General features: G+C 60.9%; 23 protein-coding genes. 10 read left to right on the top strand and 13 right to left on the bottom strand.

The window, feature by feature from the left end; genetic code table 11:
- The first annotated feature begins 137 nt into the window (after window positions 1-137).
- From Q7F16_RS02760 to Q7F16_RS02745, 4 genes are all read left to right on the top strand, one after another.
- Window positions 138-1457 (top strand): OprD family porin, encoded by a 1320-nt coding sequence (locus Q7F16_RS02760; RefSeq protein ID WP_046062404.1) that lies wholly within the window; start codon window positions 138-140, stop codon window positions 1455-1457.
- Window positions 1458-1651: 194 nt separating this feature from the next.
- Window positions 1652-2464 (top strand): MipA/OmpV family protein, encoded by an 813-nt coding sequence (locus Q7F16_RS02755; protein WP_235399579.1) that lies wholly within the window; start codon window positions 1652-1654, stop codon window positions 2462-2464.
- Between the two features lie 126 nt (window positions 2465-2590).
- A complete protein-coding gene (locus Q7F16_RS02750) occupies window positions 2591-3064 on the top strand; it encodes a (2Fe-2S)-binding protein (RefSeq protein WP_014338368.1) in 474 nt (157 codons plus the stop codon).
- A gap of 12 nt (window positions 3065-3076) precedes the next feature.
- Window positions 3077-5317, top strand: coding sequence for a xanthine dehydrogenase family protein molybdopterin-binding subunit (locus Q7F16_RS02745; RefSeq protein ID WP_409555582.1), 2241 nt, complete (start codon window positions 3077-3079; stop codon window positions 5315-5317).
- Window positions 5318-5363: 46 nt separating this feature from the next.
- Here the strand turns inward: Q7F16_RS02745 and Q7F16_RS02740 are convergent, their stop codons facing one another.
- The 4 genes from Q7F16_RS02740 to Q7F16_RS02725 all read right to left on the bottom strand — a co-directional run bounded on the left by Q7F16_RS02740 (window position 5364) and on the right by Q7F16_RS02725 (window position 9716).
- The gene (locus tag Q7F16_RS02740; RefSeq protein WP_095962736.1) at window positions 5364-6272 is read right to left on the bottom strand and encodes an AraC family transcriptional regulator; all 909 of its coding nucleotides are present in this window, start codon (window positions 6270-6272) and stop codon (window positions 5364-5366) included.
- Between the two features lie 243 nt (window positions 6273-6515).
- Window positions 6516-7262 carry a YkgJ family cysteine cluster protein gene (locus tag Q7F16_RS02735; protein ID WP_046062400.1) on the bottom strand — a complete coding sequence of 249 codons (747 nt, stop codon included), beginning with the start codon at window positions 7260-7262 and terminating at the stop codon, window positions 6516-6518.
- 227 nt (window positions 7263-7489) lie between these two features.
- A complete protein-coding gene (locus Q7F16_RS02730; protein WP_409555581.1) occupies window positions 7490-8566 on the bottom strand; it encodes an alpha/beta fold hydrolase in 1077 nt (358 codons plus the stop codon).
- Between the two features lie 187 nt (window positions 8567-8753).
- A complete protein-coding gene (locus Q7F16_RS02725; RefSeq protein ID WP_409555614.1) occupies window positions 8754-9716 on the bottom strand; it encodes an AraC family transcriptional regulator ligand-binding domain-containing protein in 963 nt (320 codons plus the stop codon).
- Between the two features lie 67 nt (window positions 9717-9783).
- Between Q7F16_RS02725 and Q7F16_RS02720 the strand changes: the two genes are divergently transcribed.
- The gene (locus Q7F16_RS02720) at window positions 9784-10638 is read left to right on the top strand and encodes a sterol desaturase family protein (RefSeq protein WP_409555580.1); all 855 of its coding nucleotides are present in this window, start codon (window positions 9784-9786) and stop codon (window positions 10636-10638) included.
- The gene (locus tag Q7F16_RS02715) at window positions 10635-11228 is read left to right on the top strand and encodes an NADPH-dependent FMN reductase (RefSeq protein ID WP_409555579.1); all 594 of its coding nucleotides are present in this window, start codon (window positions 10635-10637) and stop codon (window positions 11226-11228) included. The genes Q7F16_RS02720 and Q7F16_RS02715 overlap by 4 nt, the downstream gene beginning before the upstream one ends.
- A gap of 28 nt (window positions 11229-11256) precedes the next feature.
- Here Q7F16_RS02715 and Q7F16_RS02710 read toward each other — a convergent pair whose 3' ends face one another.
- A complete protein-coding gene (locus tag Q7F16_RS02710; RefSeq protein WP_046062395.1) occupies window positions 11257-12768 on the bottom strand; it encodes a methyl-accepting chemotaxis protein in 1512 nt (503 codons plus the stop codon).
- Window positions 12769-12948: 180 nt separating this feature from the next.
- Here Q7F16_RS02710 and Q7F16_RS02705 point away from each other — a divergent pair, with 180 nt between their 5' ends.
- Entirely contained in the window at window positions 12949-14097 is a 1149-nt protein-coding gene (locus Q7F16_RS02705; protein WP_046062394.1) for a MalY/PatB family protein, read from the top strand.
- Window positions 14098-14154: 57 nt separating this feature from the next.
- Here the strand turns inward: Q7F16_RS02705 and Q7F16_RS02700 are convergent, their stop codons facing one another.
- Complete coding sequence (locus tag Q7F16_RS02700; RefSeq protein ID WP_046062393.1) at window positions 14155-14559, bottom strand: VOC family protein; 405 nt, start codon at window positions 14557-14559, stop codon at window positions 14155-14157.
- 187 nt (window positions 14560-14746) lie between these two features.
- Here Q7F16_RS02700 and Q7F16_RS02695 point away from each other — a divergent pair, with 187 nt between their 5' ends.
- A complete protein-coding gene (locus Q7F16_RS02695; RefSeq protein ID WP_409555578.1) occupies window positions 14747-15604 on the top strand; it encodes an SDR family oxidoreductase in 858 nt (285 codons plus the stop codon).
- A 178-nt stretch (window positions 15605-15782) separates the two neighbouring features.
- Here Q7F16_RS02695 and Q7F16_RS02690 read toward each other — a convergent pair whose 3' ends face one another.
- Genes Q7F16_RS02690 through Q7F16_RS02680 form a run of 3 tightly spaced genes read right to left on the bottom strand, consistent with a single transcriptional unit; the run spans window position 15783 to window position 17268 of the window.
- Window positions 15783-16232, bottom strand: coding sequence for a DUF421 domain-containing protein (locus tag Q7F16_RS02690; protein WP_046062391.1), 450 nt, complete (start codon window positions 16230-16232; stop codon window positions 15783-15785).
- A 7-nt stretch (window positions 16233-16239) separates the two neighbouring features.
- The gene (locus tag Q7F16_RS02685; RefSeq protein WP_046062390.1) at window positions 16240-16758 is read right to left on the bottom strand and encodes a hypothetical protein; all 519 of its coding nucleotides are present in this window, start codon (window positions 16756-16758) and stop codon (window positions 16240-16242) included.
- 9 nt (window positions 16759-16767) lie between these two features.
- Entirely contained in the window at window positions 16768-17268 is a 501-nt protein-coding gene (locus Q7F16_RS02680; RefSeq protein WP_409555577.1) for a CinA family protein, read from the bottom strand.
- A gap of 167 nt (window positions 17269-17435) precedes the next feature.
- On the opposite strand from Q7F16_RS02680, the gene Q7F16_RS02675 reads away from it, so the two are divergent.
- A complete protein-coding gene (locus tag Q7F16_RS02675) occupies window positions 17436-18047 on the top strand; it encodes a Yip1 family protein (RefSeq protein ID WP_409555576.1) in 612 nt (203 codons plus the stop codon).
- Window positions 18048-18210: 163 nt separating this feature from the next.
- Here the strand turns inward: Q7F16_RS02675 and ligD are convergent, their stop codons facing one another.
- From ligD to Q7F16_RS02655, 4 genes are read right to left on the bottom strand one after another with little or no spacing between them, the layout of a single operon-like run.
- Entirely contained in the window at window positions 18211-20793 is a 2583-nt protein-coding gene (gene ligD / locus Q7F16_RS02670; protein WP_409555575.1) for a DNA ligase D, read from the bottom strand.
- Window positions 20790-21953, bottom strand: coding sequence for a carboxylate-amine ligase (locus Q7F16_RS02665; protein WP_409555574.1), 1164 nt, complete (start codon window positions 21951-21953; stop codon window positions 20790-20792). Before Q7F16_RS02665 ends, ligD begins: the two co-directional genes overlap by 4 nt.
- Window positions 21925-22938 carry a methyltransferase gene (locus Q7F16_RS02660; RefSeq protein WP_409555573.1) on the bottom strand — a complete coding sequence of 338 codons (1014 nt, stop codon included), beginning with the start codon at window positions 22936-22938 and terminating at the stop codon, window positions 21925-21927. The genes Q7F16_RS02665 and Q7F16_RS02660 overlap by 29 nt, the downstream gene beginning before the upstream one ends.
- Before the next feature lie 10 nt (window positions 22939-22948).
- Window positions 22949-24334: an iron-containing redox enzyme family protein gene (locus tag Q7F16_RS02655; RefSeq protein WP_046062384.1), complete on the bottom strand. Its 1386-nt coding sequence runs from the start codon at window positions 24332-24334 to the stop codon at window positions 22949-22951.
- 379 nt (window positions 24335-24713) lie between these two features.
- Between Q7F16_RS02655 and Q7F16_RS02650 the strand changes: the two genes are divergently transcribed.
- Complete coding sequence (locus tag Q7F16_RS02650; protein ID WP_046062383.1) at window positions 24714-26051, top strand: cation:proton antiporter; 1338 nt, start codon at window positions 24714-24716, stop codon at window positions 26049-26051.
- Window positions 26052-26128 lie beyond the last annotated feature (77 nt).

Here is a 26128-nt window from a genome sequence, read left to right as displayed (position 1 = left end):
TCCCCTACCCCACTCTATTCATTGAAGATTTTCTAACGAGTCATTTAACGCATCGGCCCATCAGGTGATCGGCCGAGAGCTTCCTGCTGCCTTTTCAACATGCCCGGAACAGTGATTCCGCGGTGGAGTTCGTCCTGATGAAAGCCCTATTTCAAGTACTGAGTGTTTTAACTGGCGGTGTGAGTCTGGTCCTGAGTCCATTGGCGTCTGCTGATTTTATCAGCGACAGCAAAGCCAACTTGAACTTGCGCAACTTCTACTTCAACAACGATAACCGTGATGGCGCTGCCGCACCTTCGAAGACCGAAGAATGGGGCCAGGCCTTCATGCTCAATTATCAATCCGGGTTCACCGACGGTACCGTGGGGTTCGGCCTGGATGCCATGGGTCTGCTGGGCCTGAAACTCGACAGCGGCGCGGGCCGTCATGTTGGCGGCTCGATGTTCCCAAACGATGGTGACAAGGCGGCGGACCAATGGTCGCGTCTCGGTGCAACCGCGAAGATGCGTGTTTCCAAGACCGAACTGCGTTATGGCACTTTGCAGCCGAAGCTGCCGATACTGGTTTCCAACGATGGCCGCCTGCTGCCGCAAACCTTCGAGGGTGGCCAAGTCACCAGCAATGAAATCGACAACCTGACGTTTACCGCCGGGCAACTGGAACACGCCACCGGCCGTGCTTCCAGCGACAGTGCCGGCCTGGCCGTGGCGGGCGGTAGCCAGGAAAGCAACAAATTCACCTTTGCCGGTGGCGATTACAAACTGACCAAGGACCTGACCGCCCAGTATTACTACGCCAATCTGGAAGATTATTACCAGCAGCACTTCGCCGGTTTGCTGCATGTTTTGCCACTGGGTGAATACGGCTCGTTGAAAACCGACCTGCGTTATTTCAAGACCACGTCCGATGGCAAGAACAGCAGCGCAGCCGGTCGCGCCAGTGGTTACAAACTCGGCGGCTATACCAAGGACGGCAGCGGTGAAATCGACAACGATACCTGGAGTGCAGCGTTCATTTACTCGTTGGGCGGCCATGCCATTACCGCCGGCTATCAAAGCGTGTCCGAAGACAGCAACTTTACACAACTCAACCAGGGCGGCCTGGTGGGCAAAGGTGAAGGCGGCGCGAGTCTTTATCTATACACCGACCGCACCATCCAGACATTCATCCAGGCCGGTGAGCGCACGGCATTCGCCCAATATGCCTATGACTTCGCAGGGCTTGGTGTGCCGGGCTTGAAGGCGTCGGTGATGTACCTCAAGGGCGACAACATCCAGACCGCCAGCGGCCAGGATGCCAGTGAATGGGAACGTGATATTTCCCTGGACTATGTGATCCAGAGCGGCGCGTTGAAGAACGTCGGTTTCGGCTGGCGCAACGGCATGTCGCGAAGCGATATCGCTCGTGACCAGGATCAGAATCGCCTGATCGTGAGCTATAGCATTCCGTTGATGTAAGCGGTCAGTACTGTTCGGGGCCAGGGAGTGGAACTTGCACGTGACGCTCTCCTGGCTCTACACACGCCTGCTCCAAGGCGATCGGTGATTGCACGGGGCCTCCCGCAAATCGGGCGTGGTAAGTATCCAGTAAGGAGAAGTTTTCAACGATAGGAGTGCCTTCATCCTATCCACTGGAGATCTCCATGCATTGCGTGCCCCTGTTTCCCTGTAAACCGTCGAGAGAGATCCGGCTGAGCGCGGCCACTTCAGTATTCGTGCTCGGTTTGTGTTCGTCGATGGTCGCGCTTGCTGCCGAGCCCGCAAACACTGATCCGTCCTCATCCTGGGGCCTGGGTATTGGCGCGGTCAGCAGCCAGCAACCGTATACCGGCATTGATCGGGAGAGCCAGGCCCTTCCGCTGATCTACTTTGAAAATGAATACCTACGTGTGTTTGGCCCAACCGCCGAGATCAAGCTCCCCAGCCTTACCATCAGCGACACTCAGCAACTCGATTTCAACATCGTGGGTGAATACGATTTCAGTGGGTACGACGATGACGATGCTCGAATACTCGAGGGCATGAGCGATCGCAAAGGTGGCTTCTGGGCCGGTGCCAAGGTGCAATGGCACAACAATCTGGCCGATGTCAGCGCCCAATGGCTAGCCGATGTCTCGGGCAACAGCAATGGGCAGCGCTTCAGCCTGGGATTGGAGAGGTCTTGGCGTTTGGGTGAGCATGTCAGGCTCACGCCGCGGCTGACGGCAATGTGGCAGGACAAAAAGTACGTCGATTACTACTTTGGCGTTCGCGACAGCGAAGCGCGTATTGATCGTGCGGCCTATGAAGGGAAGTCTGGCCTCAACACCGAATGGGGTGTTCGTGGGGATTACATGTTCGATAAACAGCATTCCCTATTTCTCGACGTCAAGGCAACGAGCCTCTCCGATGAGATCAAGGACAGCCCGCTGGTGGACCGTTCCACCGAAAACAGCGTGTTGTTCGGTTATCTGTACCGTTTCTGATGAGCGTGAACACCTGGCTCGGCTGATTCGCACGATCAGGCAAGCATCCGCCCGGATTGTGCAATCAGCCCCATGCAATTGTTCCTATAGTAAACCAGAGCCAAACCATCTGGAGCTGGTCCCCCTATGAGCGCCCTGAACATAAACGGCCGTGAATACACGGTCGACGTAGACCCAAGCACCCCGATTCTTTGGACCTTGCGCGACACGCTGGGCATGACCGGCACCAAGTTCGGCTGCGGCGCGGCGCTGTGTGGTGCCTGCACCGTGCACCTGGATGGCCAGGCCATTCGTTCCTGCGTGACGCCCATCGCCGCCGCTGAAGGCAAGAAGATCACCACCATCGAAGCGGCAACCAACGGCAGTGATCCGGTCGGCAGCGCCGTGCACGAGGCGTGGGTCAAACACGACGTAGCGCAGTGTGGCTACTGCCAGAGCGGCCAGATCATGAGCGCGACCGCTTTCCTCAAGGCCCAGCCCAAGGGCAAGCAGCCCACGGCCGCCGAGATCGACTCGGCCATGGCCGGCAATATCTGCCGCTGTGGCACCTACGCCCGAATCCGCGCCGCGGTGGCTGATGCCGCCAAAACCCTTGCCTGATCGGAGCTGACCATGTTGAACGAGATTTTTCCGAACGAGCAGCCTCGCGCCTTGCAACACATGCTTGAACGCGACGAGGCTGACGGCCCCGCTGCGCTGCCCCGCCGCAGCTTTCTCAAGATCGTCGGCATCGGCGGGCTGGCCTTGGGTGCGTTTCCACACCTGGCCCTGGCCCAGGAGGCCAATGGCGCCGTCGCAGCGCCGCTCAAGCCGACCCAGCAGCCCTCCGCATTCGTACAGATTGCGCCCAATGGCGAAGTCACGGTGACCATCAACCGGTTGGAGTTCGGCCAGGGCGTGCAGACCGGCTTGCCGATGATTCTCGCCGAGGAGCTCGATGCCGACTGGAGCCTGGTGCGCAGTCGCAACGGCAGCAACGACGCCGCCTACATGGACCCGGCCTTCGGCATCCACCTCACCGGCGGCTCCAACTCGATCAAGAACAGCTATACCCAGTACCGCGAACTCGGCGCCCGTGCTCGCGCCATGCTGCTGAGTGCCGCCGCCGCACGCTGGAACGTCGACGTGGCGAGCCTGAGCACTCAAGCCGGCATGGTACTCGGCCCGGCCGGCCGTAAAGCGAGCTACGGCGAGTTGGCCGAAGCCGCGATGGCGATGCCCGTGCCCGAGCAGATCACGCTCAAGGATCCCAAGGATTTCCGCATCATCGGCCAGGCCACCACCCGTATCGATGCCAAGGCCAAGAGCAGCGGTCAGCAGAATTTCGGCATCGACATGCATCTGCCGGGGCAGCTCACGGCGGTCGTCGCCCGGCCTCCCGTGTTCGGCGCCAGGATCGCCTCCCTGGATGACGGCGCGGCACGTGCAGCGAAAGGTGTAAAAGCCGTGGTGCGCGTACCGCTGGACGGTGGTGCCGAAGGTGTTGCGGTGGTTGCCGACAGTTACTGGCAGGCAAAGCTGGCACGCGATGCGCTGAAGGTGGAGTGGGATGCGAGCGCTGTAGAAAAAGTGGACAGCGAGAAACAATTGGCTCAATACCGGGAACTGGCGGGCAAGCCGGGTCCGTTGCACTTTGATGCCGACATGACGCCGCTTGCCAGCGCGCCGCATCAACTGGACGCCGAGTTCGTGTTTCCCTACCTCGCCCACGCGCCGATGGAACCCCTCAATTGCACCGTGCAGCTTGCCGGGGATAGCGCTCAACTGTGGGTCGGTACGCAGTTCCCCGGCGGTGATGGTGCCGCGGCTGCCAAGGTGCTGGGCCTCAAGCCAGAGCAGATCCAGGTGAACGTGCAGACCGCTGGCGGTGGTTTTGGCCGGCGCGGCGTGCCCACCAACGATTTCGTCGTACTGGCTTGCGAGGTCGCCAAGGCCGCCCGCACCGCCGGGGTCAACGCCCCTATCCGCACCCTGTGGAGCCGGGAGGACGACATCAAGGGCGGTTACTATCGCCCTATGCACCTGCACCGTGCGCGCATCGGTTTTGACGACAGCGGCAAGGTGCTCGCCTGGGACCACGCCCTGGTGGGCCAATCGATCATCACCGGCACCGTGTTTGGCGGGCGCGTGAAAAATGGTATCGATCCAACTGCAACTGAAGGCCTGCGCAACCCTTATCCACTGCCCATGCGGCTGACGGTTCATCACCCCAAGCTCAACGTTCCCGTGCTGTGGTGGCGCAGCGTGGGCTCCACCCACACGGCGTTTGTGATGGAAACGCTGATCGACGAGATTGCCCGCACGACCAAACAGGATCCAGTGGCCTACCGGATGAAGCTGTTTGGTGAGCAGAGCCCGCGCCATCGCGAGGCGCTGCAATTGGCCGTGGACAAGAGCGAGTATGGCAAGCGCCAGTTACCGGCGGGCCATGCCTGGGGCGTGGCGGTCCACGAGTCGTTCAGCTCGGTGGTGGCCTACGTCGTCGAAGCCTCGGTGCAGGACGGCCGTCCGGTGCTGCATAACGTGACGGCCGGTGTGCACTGCAACCTGGCCGTCAATCCACGCAGTGTCGAGGCCCAGGTCCAAGGCGCGGCGCTGATGGGGTTGTCGATGTGCCTGCCAGGTGGCGCGATCACCCTGAAAGATGGCGTGGTGCAGCAGAGCAACTTTGCCGACTTCAGCGTGCCGCGCATTACCGACATGCCGACGTTTGCCGTCCAAATCGTGCCCAGCGCCGAGCCTCCTACGGGGATGGGTGAACCCGGCCTGCCGGCACTGGCCCCGGCTTTTGCCAACGCGGTGGCGAGCCTGACGGGTAAACCGTTGCGTGAGTTGCCTTTCAAGTTGGCGTGACCGGGGTGTGAGGCTGTCTGGTCGCAAGGCCAGGCATGCCTCACAATCACAAGCGAATGCGCTTGATGTCCCGTTGCGGCGGCGCCCCGAAGAGACGGCTGTATTCACGGCTGAACTGCGAGGCACTTTCATAACCAACCAAGCCCCCTGCACTGCTCGCGTCGACGTTCTGGCTCAACATCAACTGCCGAGCGGCTTGTAGCCGTAGCTGCTTCTGGTATTGCAACGGACTCATACCGGTCACGGTGCGAAAATGCAGGCGAAACGTGGAAGGACTCATGTGAGCTTGTGCCGCCAGATCGTCCATGCGCAACGCTTGGCGAAAATTCAGTTTCAGCCAGGCGACGGTCTTGGCAATGTGCTGGCTGGGTGACCCGGCAGCGATCACATGCAGCAACTGCGGCGCGTGGGCACCGCTCAACAGGCGAGCGATGATCTCTTCCTTGATCAGCGGAGCCACTGTCTCAAGCAGCGGCGGCTCCTCCAGCAGGTCTATCAAGCGTCGCAGGGCGTCCAGCACCCCGGCATCCAGCGCTTGTACGGTAATCGGTCGAAACGCGTCGTCCCTCATGCGTTGTGACAACTGCATGCGCTCGGCCACCTGCATCACCATCGTGCTGTCGAATCTCAGCATCATGCCCAGGAATGGCTTGGCGACGCTGGCTTGGGAAACATGGGAAATGACCGGCAGATCCACGCACGTCACCATGGACTGGCCGGGCGCGTAGGTCAGTATCTCGTCCCCGATCATGGCTTGCTTGCGGCCTTGCAAGGTCACGCCGATGCCCAGGCCGTAGATGCAATGCATCGGCGCGGTGATTGCTTTGCGCCGATGCAGGCTCAAGCCGGCAATGGCGGTGATCTGGTCGCCTTCGCTGGGCACAAGCTGGCTGACCGAGCCGGCCAGGCGACTGATGTCGCTGGCGCCCTGGTCGCTGTTGAAATCGGTGTGCACATTTCACTCCTTGAAAACATCGGGCCCACGACTTGCGGTGATGGCGAACAATGTTCGGCATCACCGCAAGTCGTTGATCAATATGGACGCAGTATGCTGGGTCGGCGGTTCGAGTCGCTTGCCTGATTGGCGCAATTTCTTGCACGATTCAACGATCCATAGCCAGCATCAGTCACATCCATCTAGATATGACAAGATGTTTCAATGGCGTGAGATGCACAAAATGATGGCTTCTCCGGGGGGCTAAAGATTCTGGAAGATATAGCCGGTTGACCGTTGATCATCCAGCGCGACACCCACTTGCCCCAGTCGTTGAGCCAGGGCCGGCGTCTCGACCCGCACTTTCCAATCCCGGCGAGCCGGTGCCACGGGGGCGCGGTCGTAGCGATTGATTGCCTCAGCCAACTGCACTCGATCAGGCAAGTACACCGCCAGCGCGTTGCCCTTCCAAGCCGCGACGTTCATGCCCATCGCTTCACACAGCGCAATCTTGGCCTGGGCATCATCCCTGTCCGCCTGGCGGGAACGTTCGATCTGATCGGCCAGGACCGGATCGACGACACGGTCGGTAAACAAAACCTCGCCCGTCTCCCAGACTTCGGGAGGACAGATCTTGTCGGCTGGACGCAAGGCAATGAGCGGATTGATTTCCATTGGGTAGATTCGACAGACCAACGGCCGTTCTTCATAGATACCGCAACGGCCATCGTCGCCGAGATTGCGGCACTGCGTCAGCGCATTGCCCGCCAGTACCGCAACGACTCGAATCTGGGCATCGCCACTGGTGACTTCCACGGCCCGTTGGGCGCTATGGGCGAATTGTAGAGGCTCCGAAGGCCAGGTCGACTCGTCGAACGCCTCCAGTACGACCGCCACCTCATGTCCGCGTTGCAGCCACTGCCTTGCCTCGTCCAGCGTCAGTGGAATCAGCCGACCCTTGCAGCAAATCCCGCAGCCGTTGCAGGCAAAGCGGATCGCGTTGTTTTCCATATCAAGCACTCGCACACATGTTTTCGATGGCCTAAAAAGGCCCCTGCCACTCGGATACAGCTGTGGCAGGGCCTCAGGGCCGCGAGAGTATGTGGAGCGAAATGCCAATCCGCTTGCCGGATCCGCCGGCATGCTTGCCTGATCCAAGGTGATTTCAGGTATCAGCCCTTGGGAGGAAAATCCGTTGTTTCAGGCAACCCTTCACTTCAGAGGCTGGGAACGCGGCATCATTGAAGATGATCGGCGTCGATCACCGCCTGGGCGAACGCCTGCGGTGCTTCTTGCGGCAAGTTGTGGCCGACGCCACCATCGATCAGGCGATGTTCGTATTTGCCGGTAAAACGCTTGGCATAGGCTTCGGCAGGCGGGTGGGGAGCGCCGTTGGCGTCGCCTTCCAGAGTGATGGTCGGCACGCTGATCGACGGGAACATCGCCAGTTTCTTTTCCAGCCCATCGTATTTGGCTTCGCCCTTGACCAAGCCCAGGCGCCAGCGATAGTTGAAGATTGAAACGGCGACATGATCGGGATTTCGCAAGGCAGCGGCGCTTCGCTCATACGTTGCGTCATCGAAGTTCCACTTTGGCGACGCCAGCTTCCAGATCAGCTTGGCGAAGTCGTAGGTGTTTTTCTCGTAGCCCAGGCGACCACGCTCTGTCGCAAAGTAGAACTGATACCACCACTGCAGTTCGGCGGCCGGTGGCAGCGGTGTCTTGCCGGCCTCTTGGCTGCCGATCAGGTAGCCACTCACCGCCACCAGCGCCTTCACCCGCTCCGGCCAAAGGGCCGCGACAATGTCGGCGGTGCGTGCGCCCCAGTCATAACCGCCGAGCACGGCCTGCTTGATCTTCAGTGCGTCCATGAAATCAATCAGATCGCTTGCCAGTGCAGAAGGCTGGCCGTTGCGCAGGGTCTTGGCCGCCAGGAAACGCGTATCGCCATAACCGCGAGCATACGGAATCAGCACGCGATAGCCCTTCTCTGCCAGCGCCGGTGCCACATCCGCATAGCTGTGGATGTCGTAAGGCCAACCGTGCAGCAGGATCACCACCGGCCCGTCGGCGGGACCGACCTCGGCATAGGAAACGTCCAGCAGGCCGGCCTTGACGTGCTTGAGCGGGCCGAACGAAGTGTGACTGCCGGGGGTAATCGCGCCGACTGTGCTCGCGGGCACATCGGCCGCGCTTGCCTGGGAAGCGCTCAATCCCAATGCACCCAGCTGCATCATCGCGAACGCCAGCACGGTTGGCGCGAACAGGCGGCGATGCCGGGATGCGGATGTAGGATTCAACAGAGGTGTGTCCATGTGGAGCTCCTTGCAAACGACGTGGGGTGGGCCAATGAGACGGGCTTGGGCTGTCTCGATGGGCCCCATTTGACGTCGGCCAGGTATCGCGCATGTGTCAGCGACGGCCTTGAATGAAATCGTCCGTATCAACAATGGCCTTCGATACACAGAGATACATTCGTATCAGGAGGGCTGGATGGTTGCCTTACTTAACGGCACGCCATCTGCTTCGTGCATGCAGGTACGCGGTCGTATCGCTGTAACCCAGCTGAGCGGCAATCTGCGCCAGGGATTCGCCCTGCATTTCCAAAAGCAACTCCAGTTCGCCGCGAACCTGGTCGAGCAACTGCCTGAAGGTCGTGCCTTGCTCCTCAAGGCGTCTGCGCAAGGTTCTCGGCGTCTGGTGCAGTGCTTGCGCCAGATCGACCAGCGTTGGCGTTTCGCCTCTGGCCAGTGATCGCCGAACACCATCGGCCAGCCTGGCCGACCAGCCGGTGAAATGGCGATGCGCGGCAACCCGACGGTCGAGTTCCTGGGTCAACAGTTCCAACATGCCGTGATGACGCGTCTGCATCGGCAGGCGTGCGCTTGGGGCATCGAAGTAGAAACAGTTGACCGGGCAGTTGAACTCGACACGGTCGCCGAACCATTGGTTGTATTGGGCGTAATACGAGGGCCGCGAATGGGCGAATTGGGCGAGAGCCGGTCGTACGTCCTGTCCCGTTCCTCGCCGTAATTGCGTAACGGCCATCACGCCATAGTGCTCTACGACGTACCGCGCCAAATCCCCCGGCGCATCGACACTCAACTCGACACCCAGGCCGTTTTCGTCATTGAGCAAGCGCACCGTATCGGTGTCCGAGGCGAGCGCGGCGTAGCGTGCCCAAAGCTGCATGGACGACAAGACGTCAGGGCTGTACAGGCAAAGATAAGCCAGGACGTGCCAGTCCTGAGGCTTAAATAACGCAAACAGTTTCAAGCCGATCGCCGGATCGACACGCGCCGCTTCGCGCCAGAGCTGATCCAGCTCGATCAGGTTGTAGTCTTTTTGCCTCCCGCCAGCGTGACTGTCCAGGAAGCGCTCCAGCACCTGGCCCAATTTGCCCCGGTGAAAGCGTTGGGGTGAACGATTGACCGCTTCTCGCTCGATTCTGTCCGTTTCGCGCATTGGGAGGGCTGACTCGCTGGCTTCTAATGAAATGGCATTGCCCGCTGGGGCCTTAATCGAGAGTGCCATGAATACAACAATGCTCGCCAATAATCCTTCTGCAGTCGTGGCCGGGATATTCCTCGCCTTCATTTTGCTGGAACTTGCTTGCTCGGCCTTGCGCCAGTCATCGGCCGGCAGGCGTGATGTACTGATTGAAGTCATCGGCTCCGGGATCCTGGTTGCAATCACCTTCCCCGCCGTCATGTGGCTGAGCGGCAAGTTGCTCAGCCTGGTTGCCCCGCAGATGAAAGACGCGCTGGTGACGATCCCCTGGGCCGCCGGGTTCGTGTTGTTCCTGTTGCTGGACGACATGACTCAATATTGGTGGCATCGCCTGACTCACCGGGTTCCCGCCCTCTATGCGTTGCATCGCGCCCATCATTCCGCGCCCTACATGAGTGTCCGGATCGTTTACCGCAACAACAGTTTTTATTACCTGCTCATGCCCGGGATCTGGCTGTCCGGCATGCTGATCTACCTGGGCCTCGCGCCGGTCTACTACGTTTACCTGATCATCAAGATGACTGTTATTTTCGCGGCGCACAGCAGTGTTGCATGGGATGACAAGCTTTATGGGGTTCGTGGTTTGCGGCCTGTGGCCTGGCTTCTGGAGCGGATAATTTCCACCCCGTCCACCCACTCTGCCCACCATGGCTTGACGGCCGAGGACGGTGTCACCCATTACAAAGGCAACTTCGGCAACCTGTTGTTTCTATGGGATGTGCTGTTCGGGACGGCAAAGATCACGCGCCGACGCCCGCCAGCCTATGGAATCGAGCATTTGTCACCGATCAGTTGGCAAGAGGAATTGTTCTGGCCTGTCGTGCGCTCACGCCGTACCGCGCCCAAGGCCAGCGCACAACCGGAGGTGACGCAATGAGCCGCCATATCGTTGTGCTGTCGGGCTCCAGCCGCGGGGACAGCCAGTCGCTCAAAGTGGCGCGCTATCTACGCCAGCGATTGGCGGATCTCAACCTGTGTAACGCCAGCGACTTGATTGACCTGGCCACCTGCCGATTGCCGCTTTGGCCGGAAAAAGACCACGATGAGGTGTGGCGTACCCAACAGTCGATCCTCGCCAAAGCGACGGCACTGATCGTGATCAGCCCGGAGTGGAACGGCATGGCCTGCCCCGCGCTGAAGAACTTCTTCCTCTATGCGGGAATCAATGAGCTCGGGCACAAACCCGCGCTGCTGGTGGGCGTCTCGGCTGGACTTGGCGGTGCCTATCCCATCGCCGAGCTGCGTGCGTCGAGCTACAAGAATTGCCGGATCACGTATTTGCCGGAACATCTGATCATTCGGCAGGTGGAGTCGATGCTCAACGACCAGGAACCGGCCCACGAAGACGACAATCGCATTCGCGGACGTGCTGATTGGGCGTTGCGCATGCTCTGCCAGTACGAAGTTGCGTTTCGCGAGATACGGTTGGCCCTCGAACATCCTCCGGCGTTTGCTACCGGTATGTAGGCGCGGTCGTCACTGCAGATCCTGCCGCTCAGACCGTCCCGGCTTTGCCATGAAACGCTTGCCCCAACACCGCCAACCGCTCTGCCAACGGCGGCAGGCACTGACTGCTTCGAGTCAGGATGCCAATGTTGTCGGCATTGCGCTCAGCCACGGCCTGGACGCTTTGCAAGCGCTCATTGATACCCATTGATGCCTTGGATTGTTCCTGGGTGGTAGTGGCGATCAGGTCGTTGAAATGGTTGATCACTGCGATGTCTTCCACCACGGCGTGGAGCAGTTGCGAAGCGAGTTGGCTGGCGGACACGCAGCGCGCCACCCCATCGCGGCTGTCTTGCATGGCGACAGCGGCCTGGCGGCTGCCCTGCTGCAGCTTGGCGATGATCTGCTGGATTTCCGTGGTGGACGTCGAGGTCTTTTGTGACAGGGTCCGGACTTCGTCGGCCACCACCGCGAAGCCGCGGCCCTGCTCACCGGCCCGGGCGGCCTCGATGGCGGCGTTGAGGGCCAGCAGGTTGGTCTGCTCGGCAATGCCGTTGATCACATCCAGCACCTGGCCGATCTGTTGCGCCTGTTCAGCCAGGACTTGCACGGTTTCGTTGGTCAGGTTGATGCGCCCGGCCAGCTCGACGATCTCTTCTCGGGTCTGGTCAACCGTGCTGCGCCCGCGGTTGACCTGTTCGTTGGCCTGGCCGGCGCGCTGCAAGGTCTGGTCGACATGGCCGGCAATGTTCTCCATGGCCTGGACCAGATGGCTGATCGCGCCGCTCATCTGCGCCACTTCGTCGAGTTGGTGGCGGGCGCCGGTTTCCAGGGTCTGGCCGACCTGGGACAGGTCCTGGCCCAGGTCCGAGAGGTTTCGGGTGTCGCGTACCACGCCGTCCACCAATTGGGTGACCTGCTGGAGGAAATGATCGAAACGCTCGCTCGAGGAGACCTTGACGCCCTCGCTGTGCTGCCTGCCAGCGTCGTTGCTCAATTGCGCGGCCGCCACCAGAACCTTATCGAGCACATCCTGGTTTTCCGTGGCGTCCGCCAGGCTCTGGTTCGCCAGGTAAATCAGGATCACACTTTCCACCACCACGTAGAACGCGTGGAGAAAGATCATCGACCAGCCACCGTGGGCATCCATCACGAACACCGGATAACCCTGGTGTTGGAGCCAGTGAAAACCGAGGTGATGAACCGCAATGGTGGCGGCGGCCACGACAATTGGCAGCCAGTCACGGTAGAACGTCAACACGGCCAGCAGCACGAAAATCCCGAAGTGGAATTCGATCACGCCCCGGGTCTGGTTGATGTGCAATGCCGCCATGACCATCAACGCCACCGCGATAATGCAGCGCATGGCCCGGGTGCCGGCCAAGGCGCGATAAAGCGCGGTGCTCGCCACGCAGGTTGTCGCCCCCACCAGCAGCGCCTGGGTAAACGTCGAGTGCAGGAATGCCAGGCTCAGGGAATACAACAACGTGAGCCAAAGCAGCCCCAACATGATGCGATCGGCTTTACGGTGGTGATCGTTAAAGCGCACGGGCGATGTCATGGGGTCGTCCTTTTCAGAGACTTGGAGGGTCCGTTACCAATGCCGTTCACGTCTTGGCGGCGTATCGAGATGGAACTGTAACTGATTATCATCGATTGGTGGCATTGCGCCACCAAGCTTTTCTCACTGACCTTTGCTTTATGATGTTCGCCATCTCATGACTGACTGATGGAACCCCCCATGACTTTCGATTTCGACACGGTATTGGAGCGCCACGGCACCGGCAGTACCAAATGGAGCCGCTACCCGGCCGATGTGTTGCCGATGTGGGTCGCCGATATGGACTTCCCCGCCCCACCCGTGATCATCGACGCGCTGCACAAGCGCCTGGAACATCCGATGCTGGGCTACAGCGTGGCCCAGGACGATCTGCGTGCCGCCATCGTGGCCGACCTGTGGAGCAAGTACGCCTGGCGCGTCGAGCCCCAGCAGATTGTGTTCCTGCCGGGTGTCGAACCGGGTTTCAACATGGCGCTGCATGCCTTGGTAGAACCCCAGCAGAATGTCGTGGTGCAGGTGCCCAACTACCCGCCGCTGCGCAACGCACCGGGTCACTGGCAGTTGAACAAAGTGGAATTGCCATTCAACCCGGTCAACGGTGAATTCCACACGCCATTGGCGGCATTGCGCGAAGCATTGCAGGGCGGTGGCGCGCTGTTGCTGAGCAATCCTCACAACCCGTTGGGCAAGGTGTTTGACCGCCAGGAACTCAAGGCCGTGGCAGACATTTGCCTGGAGCAGGACGCTTGGATCATCTCCGATGAAATCCATGCCGAACTGTGTTTCGACGGCCGCGTGCACATTCCGACCGCCTCCCTCAGCCCGGAGATTGCCGAGCGCACCATCACCCTGATGTCCGCCAGTAAGGCCTTCAATATCGCCGGGTTGAAAACCTCGTTCGCCATTATCCAGAACGCCAAGCTGCGCGAACGGGTCAACAGCGCCCGGGCCGGCATGGTCGACAGCGTCAATGCCCTGGGCCTTGAAGCGACCCGTGCGGCCTATAGCGAAGCCGGCCCGTGGCTAGAGGCCTTGAAGGCGTATCTGCAAGCCAACCGTGATTACCTGGTCGAAGCGGTGAACTCCCGCCTGCCGGGCATCACCATGACCGTGCCCCAGGGTACTTACCTGGCCTGGCTGGATTGCTCCGGGTTGGGGCTGGATGACCCGCAGGGCTTCTTCCTGAAAGAAGCCAAGGTGGGGCTTAGTGCCGGCCTGGATTTTGGCGACGACGCTGGTCAGTTCGTGCGCCTGAACTTCGGCTGCCCGCGAGAGCTGCTGGAGGAAGGCATTGCGCGGATGGAGCGCAGCCTGAAAACCAGGGGCTGATCCAACAGGCGCCAACAATCCATTGTGGCGAGGGGATAAATCCCCTCGCCACAACAGTTACTCATGCATATCCGGCGCATGGACAAAGCACAGCTTGTTCCCCTCCGGATCACGGCAATACGCCCCGAAATAGCCTTCGCAATACTGTGGCCTCGGGCCGGGTGGGCCTTCGTCGATACCGCCCATGGCCATCGCCTGCTCCCAGGCGGCGCGGACGGTTTGCGGCGAGTCGGCGGCGAAGCTCACTTGCATGCCATTGCCCCAGGTGGCGGGCAGACCGTTGAATGGCAGCTGGACGAAAATCTGCGGCCAATGCTTGCCGGGCCGCTGCCAACCCTCCCCCGGCGGGCCCGAGTCGTGTTCACCCTCGATACGCTCCAGACCCAGGCAGCCGAGGACTGCGTCATAAAAAGCGACCATTTTCGGCAGGTCACGCGCACCGATCTGTATATGGCTGAACATTGTCCTGCTCCTTATCGAAACCCGTACTTTCATTGAAGCGTACAGTTTCATCCAGTGTTCGTCGCAGCTCTCTATTCACCGACGAAACGCCTGTCATCACGCTCATCGACTGGCAAGAAAATCCGACCGAACTCTGCCCGAAACCCCACAGTCCACCCTCCATCGCAACCAAGCCTGGAGAACGACAATGGTCGAATACCCTTTCCCACCTTTCCCGAAACAAAGCCAGTCAGTGCCCGGCAGCCAACGGAAAATGGATCCCTACCCGGATTGCGGCGAACAGAGCTACACCGGCTCCGGACGACTGGCGAACAAGATCGCCCTGATCACTGGCGCGGACAGTGGCATCGGTCGCGCCGTCGCCATTGCCTTTGCCCGTGAAGGCGCGGACGTGGCGATTGCCTATCTGGACGAGCATGAAGACGCCAAGGAAACCGCGCGCTGGGTCGAGCAGGCCGGGCGCCAATGCCTGTTGCTGCCCGGGGACCTGGCAAACAAAGACCAGTGCCGCAAAATCGTCGATGACACCGTCGCCCGCTTCGGGCATATCGACGTCCTGGTCAACAATGCCGCGTTCCAGATGACCCATGAAAGTCTTGAGGAAATATCCGACGAAGAATGGGTGCGTACGTTCGATATCAACATCACGGCGATGTTCAGGATCTGCCAGGCCGCGGTGTCGCACATGAAGCCGGGTGGCTCGATCATCAACACCAGTTCGGTCAACTCCGACATGCCCAAGCCGACGCTGCTGGCGTATGCCACCACCAAGGGTGCCATCGCCAACTTCACCGGCGGCCTGGCGCAACTGCTCGGCCCCAAGGGCATCCGTGTGAACAGCGTGGCACCAGGGCCGATCTGGACGCCACTGATCGTGGCGACCATGCCAGAAGAGGAAGTACAGAACTTCGGTTCCCAGACCCCGCTTGGCCGCCCCGGCCAACCGGTTGAAGTGGCGCCGATCTACGTGCTGCTGGCCTCGGACGAAGCCAGCTACATCTCCGGGACTCGCTATGGGATCACCGGGGGTAAGCCGATACTTTAAGCAAAGCGCAGTGTTTTACCTGTGGCGAGGGAGCTTGCTCCCGCTGGGCTGCGGAGCAGCCCTCAGATCTCACCAACACCACGTTGTCTGCCCGTTGGGGGCCGCTTCGCGCCCCAGCGGGAGCAAGCTCCCTCGCCACAACAGCCCCCCTGTCACAAAAAGTGCCCAGCGACAGCGCTCAGGACTGCTCCTTGGCAATCACCGAAATTTTCCCATTGCGCTCGATGATCGCGAACTTGATCTGCTCCAGGGTCTCGATACCCTGGCTCGAGCGCGCCGCTTCCATGATGTCGGCTTCTACCAGCCGGGCATGGCGCATCCGCCCCCGGAGGATTCGCCCGTCCTCGACGATGATGGTCGGACCTCCGTCGATCAGCCGCGAAACCCACGTGGAGCGCAGCTTCAGCAATGAGAATCCGACATCGATGGCAATCAGCGTCACGATTACCATCAGCGAATTGGTCATCGAGAAATCGTCCCCCAACAAGGCCTGTTGAGTGGCCTCGCCGATGATCATCAACAACACGAAGTCAAAGGTGGTGAGTTCTGCCAGAGAACGTCGCCCGGCAATCTTGAACAAGATCATCAATGCCGCATACATCGCGGCAGCTCGCAGCACCGAATCCATAGGTCACCTAAGGAAAAATGAACTGATTGAAACTGATCGTCGCGCCGCCGGAGACCGCGATGCGGCTGTGATAGGTGCCAAGCCCGTCGGCGAGCAATGACAGATGCAGGCTGGCTTGTCCCCGCTCATCGGCCTGGACCCAGAGTGTCATGCCCTGCCCCGCGCCTGCCGAGCGCACCGGCGTCGGTTGTAACGTTTGCACCTCGAAACCCTCCAGCCAGTCGCCGCCCAACTCAACTTCCAGCACGGCGTTGGGTTGACCCTTGAGCCGGATGATCATGGGATTGCTGGAGCCGTTTCGGTGGAAGGCCTCGTATTCGACGCCCAGGCTGGCGTCGTTGCTGTGCAGCTCCCGGCTGCTCAACGGCCCCTGGGAAAACAGCCCCAGCAAAGTCAGGATCACCAGCAGCACCAACACGTACCAGCCCACCCGCTCGAAGCGCCAGACCTTGTGCTGGAAAGCCATGTCTTCGCGCACCGGGAACTGGCGGCTGCGGTGGTCGTCCTGCTCGTATGGATCGGTCATGGTCTGTCCCTATCGACGCTCACCTGCCACGGCACGCTGGTGAAAGAACGGAAGTCGCTGCAACGCGTATTGCGCGGCCCACAATTGCACCTGGCCGCGGTTGCCAAAAAACCGTTCACAGCGGCTGAACAGCGCTCGCTGGCCGTTCACATCAAATGCCCAGGCAAAACACACGGTGCCGGCAGGTATACCGTCCTTGTCATCTGGTCCGAGCAGCCCGGTGGTCGCCACTGCGACATTGGCATTGGCGTCGCGCAAGGCGCCGAGGGCCATCTCCTCGGCCACTTCGCGACTGGTCAGATTGAAGGTATCGATAGTGCGTGGGCTGACACCGAGCAAGCGTTGCTTGGCTTCAGGGGAATACACCACATAGCCGCTTTCGATCAGTGACCCGCTGCCAGGCACCTCGGCCAGTAAAGTGACGATCTGCCCGGCGGTACAGGACTCGGCCGTGGTCAGGCGCAGGTCATGCTCACGTAGATAATCAACCAGGGTTTGGGCAACAGTCATGGCAGAAGGTCCTTCAGGGATGCTGATGGGTTGACCCCTGCTGTTGAGATTCATTCCCTTTGTCGCCCCGCCGCACAGGTGTTGGAAATAAATGAAACCCCTGACTTTTGCTGTACCTCAAACCCGTAAGGGCCTCATGCAGAGGCCGTCCCGATCAGGAGGTCGTCATGTCTGCACCTTTCGTCAAACTGTTCACGCACCCTGAGTACGCCTGGACAGACATTCGCGAGCAGGAACAGGCTCATCCGCGCCATTACCTGGCTCATCTGCTATTGCTGGCCCTGATTCCGGCAGTGTGCCTGTTCATCGGAACCACCTGGACCGGTTGGAGCCTGGCCGAAAACGAAACGGTACGGCTCAGCCGCGCCAGCGCGTTTCAGTTGTGCGTGCTGCTGTACCTGACCATCGTGGTCGGTGTTGCGCTGATGGGATTGTTCATTCGCTGGATGTCCCGCACCTTCGACGTCCGTCCGACAGTCAACCAATGTATCGGCTTCGCCGCCTACACCGCGACGCCATACTTCCTGGCCGGGATTTTCGGGCTCTACCCGAATCGCTGGCTGGCGGTGGCGGTCTTGTTGCTGGCCTCGGCCTACTCGACATTCCTGCTATTCGTCGGATTGCCCAAGTTCATGAGCCTTCGGAAAGAACAGGGCCTGCTCTACTCGGCGAGTGTCTGGGGCGTCGGCTTGCTGGTCCTGGTGACAATCCTGGTGGAAATGATCCTGCTATGGTTCAACTACCTACAGCCGGAATATCTGCGACTGCCGGTGGGCTGAAGGTGAGACTGCAGCCGCCAATGACGGCGGCGTTGCAGTGCTCATCGCGAGCAAGCTCGCTCCCACAGGAAAAACGCGGTCTCATCAAGAAGCAGGTCGGCTGTTAGGCCGCCTCGCGGTGGACGTTGATCTCGGCGCCCCGTTAACCCCCCTATCAAACACACTACTTATCCGTCTCCCTCATACCAATACGCCTACGCATCTCAGCCGTAATACTCTGCCGAGTTCTCTTAAGCCCAGCCCAAGGCTCATGCCCAACTTGCGCCAGACGCTCATGAACGTTATGCACATTCCACAAGTTCGCCCCCTTGAGCTCGGCCACCTCCTCACGAAAAACAGGCACCGACACCGGCAACCCTTCCCGGGTCCGAGCGGCGTAGGCACAGATGGTGGTGGCACCCAACCCATTGCGCAGGTAATCGATGAAGATCCGCCCTACCCGATTCTTCGGCCCGGACACCGCCGAAAAACGGTCCGGCAGGAGCTTGGCCATGTGACTGACGATCGCATGGCTGAACCCCTTGACCTCGTCCCAGCCCAGTTTGCGCGTCAGCGGCACCACCACATGGATGCCCTTGCCACCGCTGGTCTTGAGAAACGCCTTGAGCCCCAGCTCATCGAGCACCGATAACGTGAGCTGCGTCGCCTCGACCATGCTTTTCCAGGGCAAGGCCGGGTCCGGGTCAAGGTCGAGGACGAAACGGTCAGGCTTGTCCAGATCAACAGAGGTGGCATTCCAGGTGTGCAGTTCCACCGTGCTCATCTGCACCGCGCCGATCAGTGCCTCAGCGTTGTTGATGATCATCACCGGCTGCCCGGTCAGTTCCTTATCCAGACTGGTGATGCCGGGAATCGCCAGGCGCTCGGCGTTTTTCTGGAAGAACAGCTCCCCGGCGATGCCATCCGGCGCCCTGACCAAAGCCACCGGGCGATCCGCCAGTTCCGGCAGGATGAATTCGGCCACGCTGGCGTAGTACTCGGCCAGTTGCAGCTTGGTGGTGCCGCTGCTGGCGTCAATGACTCGCTCCGGGTGGGTGATGCGGACCTTGCCGTCCATGGGCGATACCACGTCTGGTTCAGATTTGGCCCGGGTTTTCTTCTCTGCGGTGGTTTTTTTCACAGGCTTGGCCTGCTCCTGGGTAATCTCCTTGGCCGGCTTGTCGTCGCGCAAGCCATGGAAGACCGCATGGCGCACCGAACCTTCCTTGGTCATCTCGGCAAAGGCCACTTCGGCCAACAGCGTCGGTTCGAGCCAATGCACGCCCTTGGCTTCGTAGCCGGTGGGCGGATTCGCCACGGCGGGCTCTTTCCTCTCCAGGGGCAGTAGTCGCTGGTAGATGCTTTTAAGGGTGCTTTCGTTGAACCCGGTGCCGACCTTGCCGGCGTAGCGTAACTGGCCGCTGTCGACATCATGCAGCCCCAGCAGCAAGGCACCGAAGGCGCTGCGAGCGCCCTTGGGATCGCTGAAGCCCACCACCACGAACTCCTGGCGATTCTTGCACTTGAGCTTGATCCAGTCGTTGCTGCGCCTGGACACATAGGCACTGCCGATGCGCTTGCCGATCAACCCTTCCATCTGCATCTGGCAGGCGCTGTTGAGCAGTGCTTCGGGGGTTTCCTCGAAAGCATCGGAGAACCGCAGCAAGGGGCTTTCATTGGGCTCCAGCACCGCAGCCAGTGCGGCCCGGCGCTCTTGCACCGGCACTTTGCGCAAATCCATGCCGTTAAGGTAAGGCATGTCGAACAAGTAGTAAGCGATCTTGCCGCTGCTGCCGGCCTCAAAGGCATTCTGCAAGGCCTGGAAGTCCGGCACGCCCTGGTCGTTGGCAACCACCATTTCGCCGTCGAGCCAAGCCGATTCCAAGCCCAGCGCAGCCAAGGCTTCGGCCTGTCTTGGCAATTTATGAGTCCAATCATGGCCGTTGCGGGTGAGCAGCTTTACATCGCTGCTTTCAATGCGCGCCATGACCCGGTAACCGTCGAACTTGATCTCATAGAGCCAATCGCCGTCGGGCGCGCTTTCCACCAGCGTTGCCAGTTCCGGCTTTAGGGTTTCCGGCAATGGTCCTGTGACCGCACCGCTTAGGGTGGTTTTCGAGGGGCGTTTCGGCGATTTCAGCTGGACGGCTTTCTCCGCTTGTTTCACCGCTGCTGCAGCGGCCTTGCCGCGGCGCTTGGGCACGAGGGTGCGATCGCTGAGCACGCTGTCCGGCTCGGCCTGGACCACGTCGTATTCGCTCTCGGGCCGGGCGGCCTGGTCCTGATGCTTGATCAGGAACCACTGCTCCTGCTTGCCGGGCATGTGGGTGCGCACCAGGTTCCACAGGCCGCTGAGCTTTTCGCCTTGCAGTTCGAACTTGAGCCGGCCTTTTTCATAGGCCTCATGGGGATCATCCTGGGGAATCCAGACGCCCCGGTCCCAGACGATAACGTCACCGGCACCGTAATGGCCCTCGGGGATGTTGCCTTCGAACGTGGCGTAATCCAGCGGATGGTCTTCGACATGCACCGCCAGGCGCTTGGCTTTCGGGTCCAGGGAGGGGCCTTTGGGCACCGCCCAGCTCTTGAGCGCACCGTCCAATTCCAGCCGAAAATCGTAATGCAGCCGCGAGGCGTCGTGTTTTTGAATACAGAACTGCAAGGCATGGGCGGTTCTTGCCGATTTGCGCGAGCGCTTCGCCGCCGGCTCCGGAGTGGCGGCGAAGTCGCGCATGCGGTTGTAATCATCCAGGGTCTTGCGGCTCATGCACCACCTGCCACCTGTTGCAACGCCGGATCAGCGACCGGCAGCCCGGCGGTTTCCGCGAGTAATTGATCGACCACGCGGCACAAGGCCTGTTCGACGGAATCGCCCAGCAGCAGCCCCTGTTCGAAGAGGACGATTTGCCGGTCGGCGCTGGTGCCTTCCTGCACCATGCGGCGCACCTGCTTGAACACGTCCTGGACACCCAGCTCCGCTGCGGTCTCACCGAAGGTTTGCTCGGCCAGGGTCAGCCATTCACCGATCAACATCGGCTGCTCCTGCCCCTCGACGATAAACTCCGCGAGAATCCCGTGACGCTTGGCCCGCCAGCGATTTTCCTTGAGGACCCACTGGGACATCTGGCTGTAGTGGGCGCCAGGCCGGCGTTGCGCCACGGCATGGGCCACCATCAGGCGAAACAGCGAGACCAGACAGAGGACGTCGTCGACCCGAGGACAGGCGTCACAAATGCGCAGTTCCAGCGTGGGGTAACGTGAGGAAGGCCGTATCACCCACCAGCAATCGCTGGGTTGGCGAATGGACCCGGTGCGCATGAGCATGTCGACGTAGCTGGCGAACGCCGACTCGTCTTCGAAAAACTCCGGCACGCCCATGCGCGGCCATTCATCGCAGGCCACTTGTCGATAGCTGCTGAAGCCACTGTAGCCACCGTTCCAGAACGGCGATGAAGCGCTCAGGGCCAGGAACATCGGCAACCAGGGCAGGATCTCATTCATGACCCGCACCCGATCCTGGGTGGCCGGAACTTCCACATGGACATGCAGGCCCGACAGCACGCTGCGCCGCGCCACCCGCTGGTAATCATCGAACAGTTGCTGGAAATGCAGCTCGTCGGTCGGCTGCAGCACTTGGGTCGTCATCGGATGTGAACCGGCGCTGAGCAGGCCCAGGCCATACGGTGCCAACCGCTGGTTCAAGCCTGTACGCACCTGGCTCAGGTAGTCGGCAGCCTCGGGCAGGCTGCGAAAGATGGGCGATGCCATCTCGACCTGGCACAGGAACATTTCATGGGCGAAATGCTTGCCCAGCTCGGCCTGGCACGCAGCGACAGCCTCCGCGGGTGGTTCACCCGGCATGCAACGGGTTTGCAGATCGGTGATGAAATACTCCTCTTCAATGCCGAATTTCATGCGCCTGTTCATCGATAATCCCTCCGATAGCCCCGCCGATACCTGCGCCAATGCGGGTTACAACCAACGCCACCACGGCGATCCTTTCCACGTCCTGATAACCCGGCGTCAGCAATTCCTCACCAAACACGTCCGGGTCCAATTCCTTGTAGGTCCAGCCGAAATCCACCGAGTCACACCATGGGCCCAGTGCTTCCAGGAACGGGTCGCGCCCATCCACCATCGCCACGCCGGTGTAGAGCACCAGCGAGCCGCCCGGTGTGAGCCTGGGCAAGGCCTGTTCGACGATGCGCAACGACAGCCCGGCGCCCAGTGCGCCGCCGCCATGGCGATAGGCGCGCTCGGATGGATCAGCCATGTACGGCGGGTTGGCGACGATCAGGTCGAAGTTGCCTGGCACGTCCTGCAGCACGTCGCTACGAGCGACCTCGACATTGCCCACCTCGGCCAGCGCGGCGTTCACAGCACTCAGGCGCAAGGCTTGCGGGTTGATGTCCACCGCCAGCACTTGCGCTTCACGCCGGGCGCGGGCAATCACGATCGCACCAACGCCAGCGCCACAACCGATGTCCACGGCGCGATGCACCGCAGTGAAGTTCTGTTGCAGATGAGTATGGATCAGTTGGGCAAAGCGGTAGCTGTCAGGGCCGAAAAACACCGCATCGGTGGCCTGGGTGGGGAACTGCGAATGCGCGAACAGCAAGCCATCCAGGCTCGACCAGCGCACCCGGCTACGCAACAGGCCGTCGTGTGCTTCCAGCACCTGGGCGTCTTGCAGTTGCCGCTGTTCGTCGGTGCTGATCAGCCCCGGTGCAAACGGCCGTGACCAGCCGAACACGTCCCGCAAGGTCTTGGCGCGTTCATTGCCGGGCCGCTGGTTGACCCGCTCGTGGGTCAACGGCGTCGGGGTAATGAAACGGTAGCCGTCGGCTTGCAGGCGCCGGCCCAGTTGCAACAGCGCAAGGTCCGTCTCGGACAGGCGTTCTTCCTCATTCATGCAGGGCTCCCTAGCGAAGTGCGGACTTGAGTTCGATGAAGCGGCGAGTCGCCAACAGCCCGGCCGGATGGCTATGGCAACGGGCACAGAGCCAGGGCATCAGTACCTGCATCTGCGCGTCGGGCGTGCGGCCTTGCAGTGCCTGTTGCAGGCTTTGCACATCGGGATCATCCATCGGCGTCGTTGGCTCGCAAGCAGCAACCGGACCACGTCGGACGCCGGACCTTGTGCCCTCGTCCAACCAGTCACCGGCTATCCAATCGTGCAGCAGCTGTTTTTCGTAGGGGCTGAACACGCCGAACATGGCCGCGCCGGCCCCGTCGATCAGCGCCCAGAAGCGGCTGTTCAGCGGGTCTTCATGGCGTTTTATCCAGCCTTTGCTCTGCATTGCCGCCAAGAACCCTTCCAACTGGCCTGGCGCCGAAAGCCACTGGTTGACGGTCTTGCCCTCGAACTTGCAGTAATCGGAATGCATGTGCTGGCCGAACGGGCGTTTGCGTTCGAGCATGTCCAGCACTTCGTGCTCCAGGTCGAACGAGGCGATGATGTCCCGGCTGCCCTGCCCCAGGTCGTTGAGGCGATAGCCCAACGTGACCCGGTGCCAGAAGGCTTCACGGTCCGCCTCCATCGGCATCAGTTGCAGCAATGCCTGCACGGCCTTATGGGCGTGGCCGGTACTGGCGTTGTCGATGGTGACGTGAAGGGTGAAATAGTAGGGATCGATGTCCAGTTCGCTCAGCTCATAGGCGCTGATCAACAGATGCAAGGGCAATTGTTCATAGCCCAGGTTGTAGCCGATGACCTCTGGCAGGTATTCGTCACCGGCATAGCCCAAGGCCAGTTGCACGGCGCCTTGCAGATAAAGGTCATCGTCGATGTCCGGGGCATCCGACAGGTCGTGTTCGGCAAGCAACTTGCGATAGAGCACCACATGGTTCTGCGCGGGTTGACCGTCCCCCAGTTCTTCCAGGTAGGTGCACAGCAACCCTTCGAAACGGTGGTCGTGCCAGTGCTTGACCACGCCATACAGCCAGGCACCGTCGACCCGTTTGGTCGGCGCCACGGCCTGGAGGAAGTACAGGGCGTGGGCCTTGCCGCTGAAGAACTCCCGCGGGCCGCCGTTTTTGCGCCGCTCCAGGTAGTCAGCGTATTGCCGGGCCACACCGGTGCTGTGCTGCTCGACCCAGGCCTGCAGCGCCATGGGGTCATCGGGCATCTCCTGGGGAAGCGCCGCAGCCTTTGCGATGCATTGCTGGAGGAACGCTTGGGCGACGGCTTGCTTGTCGGCGTCGTCGGGGCCCTGGAACAGTCGCTCATAGCATTGGCGCACGTGTCCATTAGGGGGGACAGGCTGGACGGTGGCCGGCCGGGATTGAAGGGGTGTCAGCGCAGTCATAAGGGCCTCTTGGGTTCTCGGCGGACGCTGAATCAGAACGTCTCTTCTGTTGCAGAGCGCCGGCAACGGCGAAAAATTCCGTTGGGTTGAAAGGCAGGCGGATAAACGGGTTGTTCTCTCAAGGCGGGAACCCTCGTTTCGCTCCAGCCCTCGAATGAGGACAAGTGCGCCAATACCAGCAAGTGAACACCCTTGTGGCGAGGGGATTTATCCCCGCTGGGGCGCGAAGCGGCCCCCCTCATTCAATCTGATACACCGAAGCGTTAGTTCTATGGGGCCGCTTCGCAGCCCAGCGGGGATAAATCCCCTCGCCACAGAATTGTGCTTGGCGGTCGTACAGGGTGTTGCGACTGACTCCCCTGCTATCCAAGGAGCAACGATGACTTTCACGGTATGGGTAGCAGTGCTCGGTGCGGTGTTACTGACCCTGGCCCTGACCTCCTCCTATCTGCGCTGGATGCCGGTCACCACCTCGGCGATGTGCCTGGTGTTGGGCGTCGCCATCGGGCCGATGGGGTTGGACGTGCTGAAGCTGGACATCAGCGACTCCTCGGTCTGGATGGAACACCTCACGGAAGTCGCGGTGGTGTTTTCGCTGTTCGTCAGCGGCCTCAAGTTGCGTTTGCCGCTCAAGGACCGCACCTGGCGCGTGGCCTTTGGGCTGGCCGGGCCGGTGATGATCCTGAGCATCGCCGGCCTGTGCCTGGCATTGCATTATCTGTTCGGCCTCAGTTGGGGCGTGTCGATGCTGATCGGCGCGATATTGGCTCCCACCGATCCGGTATTGGCGGCGCTGGTGCAGGTCAACGATGCGCGGGATGACGACCGGGTGCGTTTCGGCCTGTCGGGCGAAGCGGGACTGAACGACGGCACCGCGTTTCCCTTTGTCATCCTCGGCCTGTTGATGCTGCGTGAAGACGGCAGCGGTTTTCTCGGCGAATGGCTGCTGCGTAACGTCCTCTGGGCGGTGCCGGCCGGTTTGCTGGTCGGCTATTGGATGGGACGCGGGATTGGCAAGCTGACCTTGTCGATGCGCATCAGGAATGCCGACAGCACCTTGTCGCCCAATGACTACCTGGCCCTGGCACTGATTGCCCTGGCCTACGTCGTGGCCGAGTGGATCCAGGGCTACGGCTTTCTCTCTGTATTCGCCGCCGGCCTGGGGCTGCGCCAGGCCGAGGTCAAATCCACCGATGAAGCGGCACCGCCGGCGGAGCACCTGGTGCAACCGGTGGTGGGCCACGAAACCGTCGAGCCCCAGCAGGCTGTCCTGGGCGATACCGAGTCGCTGGACGACGGTCAATTGGCCGCTGGAGTCATGATGAGCGACATGCTCGCGTTCGGCAGCCTGGTGGAGCGGTCGATGGAAGTCTTCCTGGTGACCCTGCTCGGTGTGGTGCTGGCCAACCATTGGGACTGGCGGGCCTTGGCGATCGGTGCCCTGCTGTTTGCCGTCATCCGCCCGTTGAGTGTGCTGGCGTTACCCTGGGGGCGACTGCTCGACGGACCGCAACGGCTACTGATCGGCTGGTTTGGCATCCGTGGGATCGGCAGTCTGTTCTATCTGTTTTTCGCCTTGAACCATGACCTGCAGCCGGAGGTGGCGCAACTGTGCATCAACCTCACCCTGTCGGTGGTGGCATTGAGTATTCTGGTCCATGGTGTCACGACCCAACCCACCCTGGCATGGTACGAGCGCCATAAGCAGCCGAGGTGAGGCAATCGTGGCGAGGGAGCTTGCTCCCGCTCGGGCGCGTAGCGCACGCCTGCTTTTGGGGCTGCTGCGCAGCCCAG

The organism is Pseudomonas sp. Lb2C2 (genome assembly GCF_052112205.1).
GTDB lineage: Bacteria > Pseudomonadota > Gammaproteobacteria > Pseudomonadales > Pseudomonadaceae > Aquipseudomonas > Aquipseudomonas kilonensis.
The sequence above is the reverse complement of the archived record's forward strand: the minus strand, read 5'-3'. Positions and strand labels throughout refer to the sequence as shown.